Raw genomic sequence first — 15,780 nt, 5'->3', positions numbered from 1 at the left:
ATGACAGACGCACTGAAGCGCCTTTCCGACGAAGGCGTCGCGATCTGGCTGGACGACCTGTCGCGCAAGCGGATCACCTCCGGCAACCTCGCCGAGCTGATCGACCAGCAGCACGTCGTGGGCGTCACCACCAACCCGTCGATCTTCCAGAAGGCGATCTCCGAGGGCGACGGCTACGACCAGCAGCTCTCCGACCTCGCCTTCCGCAAGGTGTCGGTGGAGGAGGCCATCCGGATGATCACCACGGCGGACGTCCGTGACGCCGCCGACATCCTGCGCCCGGTCTTCGACGCCACGGACGGCCGCGACGGCCGGGTCTCGATCGAGGTGGACCCCCGTCTGGCGCACAACACCAAGGCGACGGTCGCCGAGGCCAAGCAGCTGGCGTGGCTGGTGGACCGCCCCAACACGCTCATCAAGATCCCGGCGACCGAGGCCGGTCTCCCGGCGATCGCCGAGACCATCGGGCTGGGCATCAGCGTCAACGTCACGCTGATCTTCTCCCTGGAGCGCTACCGCAAGGTCATGGACGCCTACCTGACCGGTCTGGAGCAGGCCAAGGCCAAGGGCCTGGACCTGTCGAAGATCCACTCCGTGGCGTCCTTCTTCGTGTCCCGCGTGGACACCGAGATCGACAAGCGGATCGACGCGCTCGGCACCGACGAGGCCAAGGCGCTGCGCGGCAAGGCCGCCATCGCCAACGCGCGCCTGGCCTACCAGGCGTACGAGGAGGTCTTCTCCACCGACCGCTGGGCCGCGCTGGAGCGCGAGGGCGCCAACAAGCAGCGTCCGCTGTGGGCCTCGACCGGTGTGAAGGACAAGGCCTACAAGGCCACCATGTACGTCGACGAGCTGGTCGCGCCCAACACGGTGAACACCATGCCGGAGGCGACGCTGTTCGCCACCGAGGAGAAGGGCGAGATCCGGGGCGACGCCGTCGCGGGCACGTACGAGCAGGCGCGCGCGGACCTCGACGCGGTCGAGGCGCTCGGCATCTCGTACGACGAGGTGGTGCGGCTTCTGGAGGACGAAGGCGTCGACAAGTTCGAGAGTGCCTGGAACGACCTGCTGAAGTCGACCGAGGCGGAGCTCCAGCGCCTCGCCCCCTCGGAGGGCTGAGATCTTGTCGAGCAGCAATCCGCTGCGTGACCCCGCGGACCGACGGCTCCCGCGTATCGCGGGGCCGTCGGGCCTGGTCATCTTCGGCGTCACGGGTGACCTGTCGCGCAAGAAGCTGATGCCGGCCGTGTACGACCTGGCCAACCGGGGGCTGCTGCCGCCGGGTTTCTCGCTGGTCGGCTTCGCCCGCCGCGAGTGGGCGAACGAGGACTTCGCGCAGGAGGTCCACGACGCGGTCAAGGAGCACGCCCGGACCCCCTTCCGTGAGGAGGTCTGGCAGCAGCTCATCCAGGGCATGCGCTTCGTGCAGGGCACCTTCGACGACGACGAGTCCTTCGAGCGGCTGCGGAGCACGATCGAGGAGCTGGACAAGGCGCAGGGCACGGGCGGCAACTTCGCCTTCTACCTGTCGGTGCCGCCGCGGTCCTTCCCGGTGGTCATCCAGCAGCTGAAGAAGCACGGGCTGGCCGACCAGACGGACGGTTCCTGGCGGCGCGCGGTCATCGAGAAGCCGTTCGGACACGACCTGAGGTCGGCCGAGGAGCTCAACGCGATCGTCCACGAGGTGTTCGCACCGGACCAGGTGTTCCGGATCGACCACTACCTGGGCAAGGAGACCGTCCAGAACATCCTGGCGCTGCGCTTCGCCAACACCATGTTCGAGCCGATCTGGAACCGGTCCTTCGTGGACCACGTGCAGATCACCATGGCCGAGGACATCGGCATCGGCGGCCGGGCCGGCTACTACGACGGCATCGGCGCCGCCCGCGACGTCATCCAGAACCACCTGCTCCAGCTGCTGGCGCTGACCGCGATGGAGGAGCCCGCCTCCTTCGACGCGGACGCGCTGGCCGCGGAGAAGACCAAGGTGCTCGGCGCCGTGCGGCTGCCGAAGGACCTGGGGCGCGACACCGTGCGCGGCCAGTACGCGGCCGGCTGGCAGGGCGGTGCGAAGGTCATCGGGTACCTGGAGGAGGAGGGCATCGACCGGTCCTCCACGACCGACACCTACGCCGCGATCAAGGTGGGCATCGACAACCGCCGCTGGGCGGGCGTCCCCTTCTACCTGCGCACCGGCAAGCGCCTGGGCCGCCGGGTCACCGAGATCGCGGTCGTCTTCCAGCGGGCGCCGCACTCCCCCTTCGACACGACGGCCACCGAGGAGCTCGGCCAGAACGCCATCGTGATCCGCGTCCAGCCGGACGAGGGCGTCACGGTGCGGTTCGGCTCCAAGGTGCCCGGCACGTCGATGGAGATCCGGGACGTGTCGATGGACTTCGCGTACGGCGAGTCCTTCACCGAGTCCAGCCCGGAGGCGTACGAACGGCTGATCCTCGACGTCCTGCTGGGCGACTCCAACCTCTTCCCGCGCACGGAGGAGGTCGAGCTGTCCTGGAAGATCCTCGACCCGATCGAGGAGTACTGGGACACCAACGGCACGCCGGCGCAGTACCCGGCCGGCACCTGGGGACCCGTCGAGGCGGACGAAATGCTCGAGCGAGACGGACGGAGCTGGCGCCGGCCATGAAGACAGACCTCACGGACACCACGGCCAGCAAGATCAACAAGGCGCTGGTGAAGGCGCGGCGGGCCATCGGCACGCCGGCCGTCGGCATGGTGCTGACGCTGGTCATCGTGACGGACGAGGAGAACGCCTACGACGCGCTGAAGGCGGCCGGCGACGCCTCGCGCGAGCACCCCTCGCGCACCCTGGTCGTCATCAAGCGCGTCTCCCGCTCCCCGCGCGACCGGACACAGTCGCGGCTGGACGCCGAGGTGCGGGTCGGCGCGGACGCCGGCACCGGCGAGACGGTGGTGCTGCGGCTGCACGGCGAGGTCGTCGACCACGCCCAGTCGGTGGTGCTGCCGCTGCTGCTGCCCGACGCCCCGGTGGTGGTGTGGTGGCCGGTCAACGCGCCGCTGGACCCGGCGAACGACCCGCTGGGCGCGCTGGCCCAGCGCCGGGTGACCGACACCTACGCCTGCGAGCAGCCGGTGAAGGAACTCGCCGCCCGCGCCGACGCCTACACCCCGGGCGACACGGACCTGTCGTGGACCCGCATCACGCCGTGGCGTTCGATGCTGGCCGCCGCGCTGGACCAGGTCGCCTGCGAGGTGCAGGGCGTCGAGGTGGAGGGCGAGGAGTTCAACCCGAGCTGCGAGCTGCTGGCGATGTGGCTCGCGGACCGGCTGGACGTCCCCGTCAGGCGCACCCGTTCGACCGGCCCGGGTCTCACGGCGGTCCGCATGGACACCGACTGCGGCCCGGTCGTGCTGGACCGCGCCGACGGTTCGCTGGCGACGCTGGCCATCCAGGGCCAGCCCAAGCGGGCGGTGGCGCTCAAGCGCCGGGAGACCGCGGAGCTGATCGCGGAGGAGCTGCGCCGGCTGGACCCGGACGACACCTACGCGTCCGCCCTGCGCTACGGGGTGGAGCGGCTGAAGCAGGGGAACGGCGGTGACGCGCCGGCCAAAGGAGAAGGGGAGGCCGGCGGACGGGAGGCCGTCCCGGCTCCCGTCGAGTCGGTTGCGAAAGGTCCCGCGGCCGAAGCGACGGCGGAGGCACCGGTGAAGAGGGCGGCGGTCAAGTGAGTACGGCACCCCAGCTGGTCGTGCACCGGGACAAGGAGCTGATGGCGCAGGCCGCGGCGGCCCGGCTGATCACCCGGATCGTGGACGCGCAGTCCTCCCGGGGCGAGGCGTCGGTCGTGCTGACCGGCGGGCGCAACGGCAACGGCCTGCTGGCGGCGCTGGCCGCCGCCCCGGCCCGGGACGCGATCGACTGGTCGCGCCTGGACCTGTGGTGGGGCGACGAGCGGTTCCTGCCCGAAGGCGACCCGGACCGCAACGTCACGCAGGCGCGTGAGGCGCTGCTGGACGCGGTGCCGCTGGACCCGAAGCGCGTGCACGCCATGCCCGCGTCGGACGGTCCGCACGGCTCGGACGTGGAGGCGGCGGCCGACGCCTACGCGGCCGAGCTGGCCGCGGCGGCGGGCCCGGAGGACCACGGCCCGGTTCCGGCCTTCGACGTGCTGATGCTGGGCGTGGGACCGGACACGCACGTGGCGTCCCTGTTCCCCGAACTGCCCGCGGTCCGCGAGACGGAGCGCACGGTGGTCGGCGTGCACGGCGCCCCCAAGCCCCCGCCGACGCGGGTCACGCTCACCCTGCCGGCGATCCGCGCGGCCCGTGAGGTGTGGCTCCTGGCGGCGGGCGAGGACAAGGCGGAGGCGGCGGCCATCGCCCTCTCCGGCGCGGGCGACATCCAGGCCCCGGCAGCGGGAGCGCACGGCCGCACCCGCACCCTGTGGCTCCTGGACACGGCAGCGGCCTCGCAACTCCCGAGGACGCTGTACCGTCCGGCGATTCCGTAGTCGGCGGACACCCAGCCTGTCCGGCGTTTGCGGACAAGGCCCGAAGGGCCGTAGGGGGGCCTGGGGCGCAGCCCCAGGGACGGGAAGGGAAGGGGCGGAGGGGGCGAACAACCCTCCCCGCCCCACCCCCTACTTCACGGACCCCGCCATGACCCCCTGCACGAAGTGCCGCTGGAACGCGAAGAACACCACCACCGGCACCACCAGCGACAGGAACGCCCCCGGCGCCAGCACATCCACGTTGCTGCCGAACTGCCGGATCTGCGACTGCAGTTCCACCGTCAACGGCTGCGACGAACTGTCCGCGAACAGCAGCGCCACCAGCATGTCGTTCCACACCCACAGGAACTGGAAGATGGCGAGGCTGGCGATGGCCGGCCGCCCCACCGGCAGCACCAGCCGGGTGAAGATCCGCCACTCGCTGCCGCCGTCCATCCGGGCGGCCTCCAGCATCTCCTTCGGCATCTCCGCGAAGTAGTTGCGCAGCAGGAACACCGCGAACGGCAGCCCGTACGCCACGTGGAACAGCACCACGCCCGGGATGGTGCCGAACAGGCCCAGCTGGCCGAAGAGTTTGGCGACCGGCAGCAGTCCGATCTGCACGGGGACCACCAGCAGCGCCACCACGACCAGGAACACCGCGTCCCGGCCCGGGAACTCCAGCCAGGCGAAGGCGTACCCGGCGAGCGCGGCGACGACCACGACGAGCACGGTGGTCGGCACCGAGATCAGCACGGTGTTCCAGAACGCCTGGGTCATGCCGGAGTTCTCCAGCAGCGCCGAGTAGTTGTCGAAGGACAGCTGCCCGGGGCTGGTGAGGACGGTCCACCAGCCTCCCTTCGCGGTGTCCTCCGCCGACCGCAGCGAGGACAGGAACAGTCCGGCCAGCGGGGTGATCCACACCAGCCCGATCACCACCAGGAAGGCCTGCACCACCGCGCTGCTCAGGCCGCGACGGATCGCGTTCATCGCTGACTCCTCTTGAAGCGGCGGACGTTGAACACCATGGCCGGAACCACCAGGAGCAGCAGCAGGACGCCGAGCGCGCTGCCCAGTCCTTGGTTGTTGCCGCCGCCGAAGGACACCAGCCACATCTGCGTCGCCAGCACGGTCGCGTCCTCCTGCACCGGGCCGGGCGCGATGATGTAGACGAGGTCGAAGACCTTCATCACGTTGATCACCAGTGTCACGAAGACGACGGTCAGCACCGGTGCGAGCAGCGGGACGGTGATCCGCCGGAAGATCTGCCACTCGTTCGCGCCGTCCATCCGCGCCGCCTCCAGCGCGTCCCGGGGCAGCGTGGCGAGGCCGGCCCCGATCAGCACCATCGCGAACCCGGTCCAGATCCACAGGTAGGCCCCGATGATCGCCGGGGTGACCAGCGCCGGGCCGAGCCAGGAGATGCCGTCGTAGGGCGGAGCGAAGTTGGCCGACGGCAGCTTCAGCGCGTAGGAGCCGTCGTCGAGTCCGGTGAAGCGGAAGGAGCCGTCGGCCGCGGTGGTGGTGCTCGCGACGTTCTTCCCGTCGCGCACCGCCTCGACGGTCACCCCGGGCAGTCCGCTCTCGTCCGGGTCGACCGCTCCCTGCCGCCCTCCCCCGCCGGGCGTGAAGTCGAGGTACACCACACCGCGCACCTCGTCCGCGGCGGCCGTGTCCGACGCCGCCTTCGCCGCGGGTTCGGCCTCGCCGGGCAGGTCCTTGGGGGCGACGCCGACCAGGCCGAGCGCCGCCGTGCCGCCGGGTGAGACGTCCGCCGCGGTGACGTAGGAGCCGTCCGGTTCCTTGGTGAGTCCCTGGTCGTCGCGGGCGCGGGCGGTCGGGTAGGAGGAGCTGCCCGTGAAGGCGTCATGGACGGAGACGACGGCCGCGTTGAGGACGCCCTTGTCGGGGTCCTCGTCGTAGGCGAGGCGGAAGATGATGCCGGCGGCGAGGAAGGAGACCGCCATCGGCATGAACAGCAGCAGTTTGAAGGCGGTGGCCCAGCGCACCTTCTCCACCAGGACGGCCAGGATCAGGCCGAGTCCGGTGAGCAGGGTCGGGGCCACGACGACCCAGATCGCGGTGTTGCGGACGGCCTTGAGGGTGGTCGGGTCGCGGAACATCTCGGCGTAGTTCTCGCCGCCCACGAACTCGGTGCCGGAGGCGTCGAAGAAGCTGCGGCCGACGGAGAACAGCACCGGGTAGACCACCAGCGCGCCCAGCAGGAGCAGCGCGGGGAGCGCGAACAGCAGGGCGACGATCCGCCCTCGCCGGCGCAGGCGCCGCCCGCGCGCGCCGTCGGGGCGCGCGGGGGCCGGCGGGGTCGCCTCTTTCAGGAGTGTGGCGGTCATGGCCGTCAGTTCCCGTAGGCCTTGGCGGCGGCCTTCTCCAGCTCGGCCGCGGTCTTCGCCGGGTCGGACGGGTCGCGCAGGAAGTCCTGAAGGATCTTCCACTCGCCGGTGCCCTTGGTGCCGCCGAAGGCCGCGGGGGCCTGGTCGGACATGTCGAAGCGGACGGAGTCTCCGGCGGCGATCAGGGACTCGGCGGTGGCGCGGGTGACGTCGTCGCCGTAGGAGGACAGGTCGAGCTTCTTGTTCGGGGAGAGGAAGCCGCCCGCCTCGGCCCACACGGCAGCCGCCTCGGGGCTCGCCAGGTACTCGACGAGGGCCATGCCGGCGTCGCTGTTCTTGCCGTCCTTGAGGACGACGGCCGCGTCGCCGCCGCTGACCACGGGTGCCTCGCCGGCGCCGACCGGCGGGAACGGGAAGAAGTTCGCGTCGGTGCCGATGGTCCTGCCGAACTGGTCCTTGGCGACGCCGGCGACGAAGTCGCCCTCGTAGACCATGGCGGCCTCGGCCTTCGGGCCGAAGACCTTCTCCACCGAGCCGGGGAAGTCTGTGTTGAGGGCCGCCTTCTGGCCGCCCGCGACGAGTTGCTTGTCCTTGAACAGCTTGCCGAGGGTGGTGAGCGCGTCGACCACGGTCGGGTCGGTCCACTTGATCTCGTGCGCGGCGAGGGCGTCGTACTTCTCGGGTCCTGCCTGGGAGAGGTAGACGTTCTCGAACCAGTCGGTCAGGGTCCAGCCGTCCTGGCCGGCGACGGAGAAGGCGGCGAGTCCGGAGTCGGAGATCGTCCGGCCGTTCTTCAGCATCTCGTCGTAGGTCTTGGGCTCCGCGACGCCGGCCTGTTCGAGCGCGTCGGGGCTGTACCACACGGTCGACTTGTGGGCGGCCTTGAAGTACAGCCCGTACAGGGTGCTGTCGACCGTGCCGTAGTTCTGCCACACCTCGGCGAAGTTGGCACCGACCGCGGACTGCACCTTCTTGTCCAGCGGCTTCAGCCAGCCCTGCCCGGCGAACTGCTTGAGCACGCCGACCTGCGGGACCATCACGACGTCGGGGGCGTTGCCGCCCTCGATCTTGCTGCCGACGACGGTGGAGACGTTGTCGCCGGTGGAGACGAACTGGGTCTTGGCGCCGGTCTTCTCGGTGAAGGCGTCCAGCACCTTCTGGAAGTTCTTCTGCTCGCTGCCGGACCAGACGCCGGCCACGGTGACGGTCTGACCGTCGAGCGACTTGTCGCCGCCGCCGGCGGTGACGGGGTCGCCGCTTCCGCAGGCGGTCGCGCCGAGCGCGAGGACGAGGGCGGTGCATCCGGCGAGCAGGGTGGTACGTCGTCGCATCATCATCGATGTCCTTTCGGGGGTACGGGAGGTTGCGGGGCGTGCTTCTCAGGAGCCGTCGATCCACCAGGCGGCGGTGGAGCCGGGCAGTTCTCCGGGCGGGCAGGGGCCGCTGGCGAGCAGCGGGGTGCCGGGGACCGGGGCGGGTACGGGGGCGGTGCCGAAGTTGACGGCGCAGACGAGGTCGTCGCCGCGGGTGAAGGCGAGGACGCCGGGCTGGGTCTCCAGCCAGCGCAGCGAACCCTCACCCAACTGGTCCAGGGCGGCGCGCAGTTGCAGACCGTCCCGGTAGAGGTGCCAGGAGGAGCGGGTGTCGGCGAGGGCGCGGTGGGTGGCGTACTCGGCGAAGTACTCTGGCTGCGGCAGCCATGGCTTGGCGCTCTCGGTGCCGGAGGTGAAGCCGAACGGCGAGGCCTGCCCGGACCAGGGCAGCGGCACCCGGCAGCCGTCCCGTATGCGGGCGCGGCTGCCGGTGCGGCGGAAGATCGGGTCGGTGAGCACGTCGTCGGGCAGGTCGACGACCTCCGGCAGCCCCAGCTCCTCTCCCTGGTAGATGTAGGCGGCGCCGGGCAGCGCCAGCATCAGCAGCGCGGCGGCACGGGCGCGGGCGGCGCCGAGTCCGCTGCCCTCGGCGGGCTCCCCGTAGCGGGTGACGGTGCGCACCTGGTCGTGGTTGTTGAGGACCCAGGTGACGGTGGAGCCGGTGCCCGCGATGTCCTGCATGGCCTCGGAGACGACCTTGCGGAAGGCGTCGGCGTCCCAGGGCGCGCCGAGCAGGTCGAAGAAGAAGGCCTGGTGCAGCTCGTCCGGGCGGACGTACTTGGCGTGTTCGCGGGCGGAGGGCACGGAGACCTCGCCGACCAGGAGGCGTTCGCGGCCGTCGCGGGCGGTGTACTCCTCGCACACGGCGCGCCAGTGCCGCCACACGTCGTGCACCTCGGGCTGGTTCCAGGCGAGCGGGTTGACCGAGTCGCGGGTGCGGGCGTCGGCCTCGGGGTCCGGGGAGTCGGGCAGGTCCGGGTGCTTGTACAGGCCGGCGGCGACGTCGATGCGGAAGCCGTCGACGCCCCGGTCGAGCCAGAAGCGCAGGGTGTGGTCGAACTCGGCTGCGACGGCGGGCTCGCGCCAGTTCCAGTCGGGCTGCTCGGGCGTGAACATGTGCAGGTACCACTGGCCCGGGCGGCCGTCGGGCTCGGTGACGCGGGTCCAGGCGGGGCCGCCGAACATGGCGTGCCAGTTGTTGGGCGGCTCGCCGCCGTCGGGGCCGCGGCCGTCGGCGAAGTGGAAGCGGGCGCGTTCGGGGCTGCCGGGCGCGGCGGCGAGGGCCTCGCGGAACCACGGGTGCTCGCTGGAGCAGTGGTTGGGGACGATGTCCAGCAGGACCCGGATGCCGAGCCGGTGGGCGGCGGCCACCAGCCGGTCGAACTCGGCGAGGTCGCCGAAGACCGGGTCGACGTCGCGGTAGTCGGCCACGTCGTAGCCGTGGTCGTGCTGCGGCGAGGGGTAGAAGGGGCTGAGCCAGATCCCGTCGACGCCGAGCTTCCTCAGGTACGGCAGTCCCGCCCTGACCCCCGCGAGATCGCCGATGCCGTCACCGGTGCTGTCCAGGAAGCTGCGGACGTACACCTGATAGATCACCGCGTCACGCCACCAGTGGTGCCTGTTCACCCCGTCGACCCGTCTGTGAGGAGAGCTGCTGCCTGTTATGCATGCATGTTAGGTAGCGGTGAACAGCAGGTGTCAATGAACTGGTGCAAGCTACCGGGAGGTTACGGGGTACAGGGCGGGGCAAGCTGGGGCATCTTGGTCGCGACTGAGACGCGCGCGTTACCTAACATGTAACTAGGATGAGTCAGCGGGAGGAGACGGCGGCGAGCTCGGCCGCCAGCCGGCGCACGGCCGCGCCGGGCGTCTGCCGCCCGTTCATCGCGTCGTGCACCACCGCCTGCACCACCAGGCTCACCTGGTCGTAGTGCGGGCTCTTGGGCCGGGGGGCGGCGGCCAGCACGCTCTCCCGCAGGCTCGGCAGGTACGGGAACCGGCGCACGAGTTGCTGGTCGTCGTACAGGGCGGCCCGTACGGGCGGCAGCGCGCCGCGGGTGAGCACCTGGCGCTGCACCCGCTCGCTGGTGAGGTACGCGATCAGGCGGGCGGCGGAGTCGGGGTGCCGGGCGTGGCTGCTGACGGCCAGGTTGGAGCCGCCGAGGACGCTGGTGCCCGGGCCGTCCGGTCCGGGCAGGGGCACGGCGCCGACCCGGCCGGCGACCTTGGAGCCGGGCGCGGAGGCGGCGACGTAGGCGTAGGGCCAGTTGCGCAGGAAGAGCAGCCGGCCGTCCTGGAAGGCCTGCTTGGACTCCTCCTCCTTGTACGCCAGCGCCTCCCGGGGGATCCAGCCCTCGCGGACACCCCGGGCGAGGAAGCCGATGCCCTTGCGGGCCGCCCGGGAGTCCACGGTGACGCGTTCGCCCTCGTCGCCCAGGATGCTGCCGCCCGCCGAGTAGACGGCCTCGGCGGCGTTCACGGTGAGACCCTCGTACGGCAGGAACTGGCCGGCGTAGCCGTCCAGACCGTGTGCGGGGGCGAGGGTCTTCGCGGCCCGTTCCAGTTCGGCCCAGGTGCGCGGCGGCGGGACGCCCGCGTCGGCGAGGACGTCCTTGCGGTACAGCAGCAGCCCGGCGTTGGTGACGTACGGGACGGCGTACAGCCGGTCGTCGTAGGTGGCCGTGTCGACGACCCGAGGCAGGAAGGTCTCCAGCGGGAAGCGGTCGCGGGGCAGCGGGCGGATCCAGCCGGCGGCGGCGAACTCCGAGGTCCAGCTGACGTCGATGTTCAGCACGTCGAAGCGGCCCCGCTCGCCGCCGCGCAGATCGGTGATCATCTGCGCGCGGGTCTCGTCGGCGGAGTCAGGCAGTTCGACGAGGGTGACCTCCTCGCCGGGATGGGTGCGGTTCCAGCCGTCGAGGACGGAGCCGAGATAGCCGGTGAGGTCCCCCGCGGTCGCCAGGGTGAGCGGTCCACGCCCGTCGCCCGGACCCTCGCCGGCCTGCGCCCCGGAGGCGACGTAACCGGTCAGAACGACGATCAGGACGAGAAGGCCCCTACCCGCGGCATGGATCCACCGCATAGGTTCCTCCCTGTAACACCGGCACCCGGGCACCCTTGCCGGGGTCAGAGGCCATGTATACCCGTTAGGTATGGGCGATACTAGGTCCTGCGGCACATTACCCAGGAGCGCGAGGAGGAGAGCACGAGTGCGGCTGCCCCTCCTGGCGCTGCTCGCCCGCGGCCCGGCGCACGGTTACGAGCTCAAGCAGGACCTTGAGCAACTGCTGGGCTCCGCGTACCCTCAGCCGAACGTCGGCCAGATCTACGTCACCCTCGGCCGCCTCGAGAAGACGGGACTGATCGAGGGCGAGGCCATCGAGCAGTCGAGCCGGCCGAACAAGAAGGTCTACCACCTCACCGAGGCCGGGCACGAGGCGCTGCGCGCCTGGTACGAGGAGACGGCGGACGAACCCCGGGTGCGGGACGAGTTCTTCATGAAGCTGGCCCTGGCCCCGCAGACCGGTCTCGCCGACCAGATCGCCCTCATCAACAGGCAGCGGCGCCAGTATCTGAACACCATGCGGCAGTTGTCGAAGCTGGCGGCCGCCGAGGACCGGGACAACCGCATCTCCCATCTGCTGATCGAGGGCGCGATGCTGCACCTGCAGGCCGATCTCGACTGGCTGGAGCGGTGTCAGGAAGAGCTGGAGGAGCTTCAGTGAGCGAGAGCGACGCTCCCGTGCTGCGCGCCGAAGGCCTGGTCAAGACGCACCACGGCGAGGGCGCCCCGGCGCACGCCGTGCGCGGCGTCGACCTGCGGGTCACCCGGGGCGAGTTCGTGGCGATCACCGGTCCCTCCGGGGCGGGCAAGTCGACACTGCTGCATCTGCTGGGCGGGCTGCAACGGCCCGACGCGGGCGGCATCCGGCTGGACGGTGAACGCACCGACGGCTGGAGCGAGGCCCGCTGGGCGGTCGAGCGGCGCCGGCGGATCGGGATCGTCTTCCAGTTCTTCAACCTGGTTTCCGACCTGTCCGTGGCGGACAACGTGGAACTGCCCGCGCTGCTCGCCGGGATGCCGCCGAGGAAGGCCCGCGCCGCACGCGCGGAGCTGCTCGCCGAGCTGGGCCTCACGGGCAAGGAGCGGAGCATGCCGGGCGAGCTGTCCGGGGGTGAGCAGCAGCGGGTGGCCCTGGCCCGGGCGCTGGTCAACCACCCGCCGCTGCTGCTGGCCGACGAGCCCGCGGGCAGCCTGGACAGCAAGGGCACCCGCGAGGTGATGCGGCTGCTGTCCCGCTTCCACCAGCGCGGGCAGACGATCCTGCTGGTCACGCACGACGCCCGGCTGGCGAGCGCCGCGGACCGGGTGATCTGCTTCTTCGACGGCCGGATAGCCGACGACGCCGAACTCGACGCCGGTCCCCCGCCGCGCCGGGCCGGTACGTCCGGCGTGCTGGAGCTCAGGGACTGACATGAGCGTCACCCACCGACCTGCCGCGCGCACGCGCATACGCGTCCACGACCGACCCGCGAGGGGCTGAGACCGGTGCGAGCGACTCTGCGCTGGGCGCACTCCGATCTGCGCACGCACCGCGGCGAGGCCCTGTTCCTGGTGCTCGCCACCGCCGGCGTCGTGGTCTCCCTGCTGCTGGCCACGGCCCTCTTCGGGTACGCCACCAACCCCTGGCAACGGGTCTTCACCCAGGCGCACGGCGCCCACGTCACCCTGCACACCACGGCGTCCGCCGACGCGTCCAGGCTGGCGGGCCTGGACGGGGTGCGGTCCGTCGCGGGCCCCTACCCCACCGCCTCGCTCACCCTGGCCTCGCAGGGCGGCCGGGCCTCCGTCGAGATGCGGGGCACCGCGGACCGGCCCGAGGTGGGCCGCCCCCTCGTCGCCTCCGGGCGCTGGCTGGACCCGGCGACGCCCGACGGGGTGGTGCTGGAGAGCGGCCTCGCCCGCGCGCTGCTGACCGCCCCCGGCGACACCCTCACCGTGCCGGGCACCGCGCGCCGGCTGACCGTGGTGGGTGTGGCGGACAGCGCCGAGCCGCGTTTCCGGCCGGGTGAGCGGGCCGGGCTGGTGTGGGCGCTGCCGTCCGCGGTGCCCGAGCCGGACGGCCAGGTGATCGGGCTGCGGCTGGCCGATCCGGGCGACACCGGGTACGCCGTGCAGCGGGCGGTGACCGCGCTGGGCGCCGGGGCGATCGGCGAGGTGGCGACCTGGCAGCAGGCACGCGCCGAGGCACAGGGCGACAACCGGCTGCTCGGGCAGGTGCTGGGCCTGTTCGGGCTGGGCGCGCTGGTCGCCGCGGGGCTCGCCGTGCACGGGGCGATCACCACGCGCATCCGGGGCCATCTGCGGGACATCTCCGTCCTCAAGGCGATCGGCTTCACGCCCGGCCAGGTGGTGCGCGTCTTCCTGATCCAGCACCTGGGTTACGCCCTGCTCGGCGCGGTGGCCGCCGCCGCGCTCACCGAGGCCCTCGGCGGTGCGGTGCCGGGGCGGCTCGGGGACGCGGTGGACGTGTGGCAGGGGCTGCCCGGGCACACCGTCGCGCTGTTCGTCGTACCGGTGGGGGCGGTGCTGTTCATCGGCGCGACCACCGGGCTGGCCGCCTGGCGGGCGGGCCGGGTCCCGCCGGTTCCGGTGCCGCGGCCCGCGGCGGCGCCGGCCGGCCGGCTGACCGGTGTGGCGCGCCGCGCGCTGGGGGCGCGGGTGCCTCCGGCGCTGGTGCTGGGCTGGCACAAGGCGTTCACCCGGCGGCCGCGGTCGCTGGGCGCGGTGGGCCGGCTGGCGCTGCCGCTGCTGCTGATCGTGGTGGCGCTGAGCGCGTGGACGACGATCGACCGCTTCCACGGCGCCCCCGAGCGGGTGGGGCTGCCCGCCGCGCTGAGCGTCCGCGCCGACGCCTCGCTGGACGACGGGGCGGTACGGGCCCTGCTGGAGAGCGATCCGGGGGTCACCGCCGCCCATCCGGGTGTGGAGGTGGCCGCGCTGGTCCCCGGCCAGACCGCCACGATCGCCCTGCGCGGGTTCGGCACCCACGAGGAGCCGTACCCGTTCTCGGTGGCCGAGGGCCGGGCGGCGCGCGGCCCGGACGAGGCGGTGGCCGGGCAGGGACTGCTCGACCTGCTGCACGTGCGGGTGGGCGACTGGGTGCGGATGACCGTCGGGGACCGGCCGCAGATCCTGCACATCGTCGGCCGGAGCATCGAGCCGGAGAACGCCGGCCGGGTCATCTCCACCTCGCTCGACACCCTGCGCGCCAACGACCCGGAGATGCGGCCGGGCCTCTACCAGCTGCGTCTGCGGCCGGGCGCGGACCCGGCCGAGGTGGCGGCGCGGCTCGCGTCGGAGGGCCGCGGTCACCTGGACGTGCACACCGTGGCCAACCCGGCCGACGGGCTGTCCCCGCTGCGCGCGGTGGTGCTCGGGCTGGTCGTGGTGCTGGCCCTCATCGGGCTGGTCGAACTGCTGACGGCGATCGGCGGCACCGTCCGCGAGGGTGAGCGCGACCTGCTGGCGCTGAAGGCCGTCGGCCTGTCCCCCCGGCAGATCACCGCCGTCACGGTCACCGCCACCGCCGGTACGGCCCTGGCGGCGGTGCTCCTCGCCACCGCGCTGGGGCTGCCCCTGGCGCACTGGCTGATCGACGCCCAGGGCCGGTCGAGCGGCATCGGCGCGGGGATCGCCCAGCTGCCGTCCCCCGCGCTGCTGGTGCTGCTCGGTACGGCCGCGGTCCTGGGCGCCGCCGCCCTCGCCGCGCTCCCGGCCGCCCGCGCGGCCCGCCGCCGCCTCGCGGACACGTTGAGCGCGGTGGCCTGAGCCGGAGGTTGTATGCCCGCGGGAGGCGGACGGCGGGCCGCCGTCCGCCTCCCGGGTGCTCAGTTCCGGCCGCGCAGTTCCCGGTAGGCGGCGACCAGTGCCTGGGTGGACGGGTCGAGGCCGGGGACGTCGGCACCCTCGGTGAGGGCGGGTTCGACGCGCTTGGCGAGCACCTTGCCGAGTTCGACGCCCCACTGGTCGAAGGAGTCGATGTCCCACACGGCGCCCTGTACGAACACCTTGTGCTCGTACAGCGCCACGAGCTGGCCGAGCACCGACGGCGTGAGGGCGCGCGCGACGATCGTGGTGGTGGGGTGGTTGCCCTGGAAGGTCTTGTGCGGGACCAGTTCCTCGGGCACGCCCTCGCCGCGCACCTCGTCCGGGGTCTTGCCGAAGGCCAGCGCCTGCGTCTGGGCGAAGAAGTTGGCCATCAGCAGGTCGTGCTGGGCGGCGAGCCCTTCGCTCAGTTCCTCCACGGGCTCGGCGAAACCGATGAAGTCGGCGGGGATCAGCTTGGTGCCCTGGTGGATCAACTGGTAGTAGGCGTGCTGCCCGTTGGTGCCGGGCGTGCCCCACACCACGGGGCCGGTCTGCCAGTCGACCTCGTGCCCGTCCCGGCCGACGTACTTGCCGTTGGACTCCATGTCGAGCTGCTGCAGGTAGGCGGTGAACTTCGACAGGTAGTGCGAGTACGGCAGCACCGCGTGCGACTGGGCGTCGTGGAAGTTGTTGTACCAGACCCCCAACAGGCC

The 15,780-nt window shown here is 72.1% G+C and carries 12 protein-coding genes and 1 pseudogene; 7 read left to right on the top strand and 6 right to left on the bottom strand.

The features are described from left to right. The 4 genes from tal to pgl are packed head-to-tail and all read left to right on the top strand — an operon-like array spanning nucleotide 1 to nucleotide 4,493. Nucleotides 1-1,119, top strand: coding sequence for a transaldolase (gene tal / locus ACIF8S_RS26005; RefSeq protein ID WP_349791387.1), 1,119 nt, complete (start codon nucleotides 1-3; stop codon nucleotides 1,117-1,119). Between the two features lie 4 nt (nucleotides 1,120-1,123). Then, nucleotides 1,124-2,647 carry a glucose-6-phosphate dehydrogenase gene (zwf, locus tag ACIF8S_RS26000; protein ID WP_349791385.1) on the top strand — a complete coding sequence of 508 codons (1,524 nt, stop codon included), beginning with the start codon at nucleotides 1,124-1,126 and terminating at the stop codon, nucleotides 2,645-2,647. Continuing rightward, nucleotides 2,644-3,711 (top strand): glucose-6-phosphate dehydrogenase assembly protein OpcA, encoded by a 1,068-nt coding sequence (gene opcA / locus ACIF8S_RS25995; RefSeq protein ID WP_400002147.1) that lies wholly within the window; start codon nucleotides 2,644-2,646, stop codon nucleotides 3,709-3,711. Before zwf ends, opcA begins: the two co-directional genes overlap by 4 nt. Next, a complete protein-coding gene (pgl, locus tag ACIF8S_RS25990) occupies nucleotides 3,708-4,493 on the top strand; it encodes a 6-phosphogluconolactonase (protein WP_349791380.1) in 786 nt (261 codons plus the stop codon). Before opcA ends, pgl begins: the two co-directional genes overlap by 4 nt. 129 nt (nucleotides 4,494-4,622) lie before the next feature. Here the strand turns inward: pgl and ACIF8S_RS25985 are convergent, their stop codons facing one another. The 5 genes from ACIF8S_RS25985 to ACIF8S_RS25965 all read right to left on the bottom strand — a co-directional run bounded on the left by ACIF8S_RS25985 (nucleotide 4,623) and on the right by ACIF8S_RS25965 (nucleotide 11,278). Then, nucleotides 4,623-5,462 carry a carbohydrate ABC transporter permease gene (locus ACIF8S_RS25985; protein ID WP_349791378.1) on the bottom strand — a complete coding sequence of 280 codons (840 nt, stop codon included), beginning with the start codon at nucleotides 5,460-5,462 and terminating at the stop codon, nucleotides 4,623-4,625. Beyond that, nucleotides 5,459-6,823, bottom strand: a complete 1,365-nt coding sequence (locus tag ACIF8S_RS25980) for an ABC transporter permease subunit (protein WP_400002145.1) — start codon at nucleotides 6,821-6,823, stop codon at nucleotides 5,459-5,461. Before ACIF8S_RS25980 ends, ACIF8S_RS25985 begins: the two co-directional genes overlap by 4 nt. Before the next feature lie 5 nt (nucleotides 6,824-6,828). Further along, nucleotides 6,829-8,157 carry an ABC transporter substrate-binding protein gene (locus ACIF8S_RS25975; RefSeq protein WP_400002143.1) on the bottom strand — a complete coding sequence of 443 codons (1,329 nt, stop codon included), beginning with the start codon at nucleotides 8,155-8,157 and terminating at the stop codon, nucleotides 6,829-6,831. A 45-nt stretch (nucleotides 8,158-8,202) separates the two neighbouring features. Further along, the gene (locus ACIF8S_RS25970) at nucleotides 8,203-9,822 is read right to left on the bottom strand and encodes a glycoside hydrolase family 13 protein (protein WP_400002141.1); all 1,620 of its coding nucleotides are present in this window, start codon (nucleotides 9,820-9,822) and stop codon (nucleotides 8,203-8,205) included. A gap of 184 nt (nucleotides 9,823-10,006) precedes the next feature. After that, on the bottom strand, nucleotides 10,007-11,278 hold the full coding sequence (locus tag ACIF8S_RS25965) for an ABC transporter substrate-binding protein (RefSeq protein ID WP_400002139.1): 1,272 nt from the start codon (nucleotides 11,276-11,278) through the stop codon (nucleotides 10,007-10,009). A 127-nt stretch (nucleotides 11,279-11,405) separates the two neighbouring features. Here ACIF8S_RS25965 and ACIF8S_RS25960 point away from each other — a divergent pair, with 127 nt between their 5' ends. The 3 genes from ACIF8S_RS25960 to ACIF8S_RS25950 all read left to right on the top strand — a co-directional run bounded on the left by ACIF8S_RS25960 (nucleotide 11,406) and on the right by ACIF8S_RS25950 (nucleotide 15,028). Continuing rightward, a complete protein-coding gene (locus ACIF8S_RS25960) occupies nucleotides 11,406-11,921 on the top strand; it encodes a PadR family transcriptional regulator (RefSeq protein WP_024887280.1) in 516 nt (171 codons plus the stop codon). Next, complete coding sequence (locus tag ACIF8S_RS25955; RefSeq protein ID WP_400002137.1) at nucleotides 11,918-12,670, top strand: ABC transporter ATP-binding protein; 753 nt, start codon at nucleotides 11,918-11,920, stop codon at nucleotides 12,668-12,670. The genes ACIF8S_RS25960 and ACIF8S_RS25955 overlap by 4 nt, the downstream gene beginning before the upstream one ends. A 75-nt stretch (nucleotides 12,671-12,745) precedes the next feature. Next, nucleotides 12,746-15,028: an FtsX-like permease family protein gene (locus tag ACIF8S_RS25950; RefSeq protein WP_400002135.1), complete on the top strand. Its 2,283-nt coding sequence runs from the start codon at nucleotides 12,746-12,748 to the stop codon at nucleotides 15,026-15,028. 59 nt (nucleotides 15,029-15,087) lie between these two features. Here ACIF8S_RS25950 and ACIF8S_RS25945 read toward each other — a convergent pair. Further along, nucleotides 15,088-15,780, bottom strand: a pseudogene (locus tag ACIF8S_RS25945) (glucose-6-phosphate isomerase); the annotation flags it as partial.

It is taken from the genome of Streptomyces sp. NPDC085937, from assembly GCF_044540535.1.
GTDB lineage: Bacteria > Actinomycetota > Actinomycetes > Streptomycetales > Streptomycetaceae > Streptomyces.
This window is presented reverse-complemented; position numbering and strand designations above follow the sequence as displayed.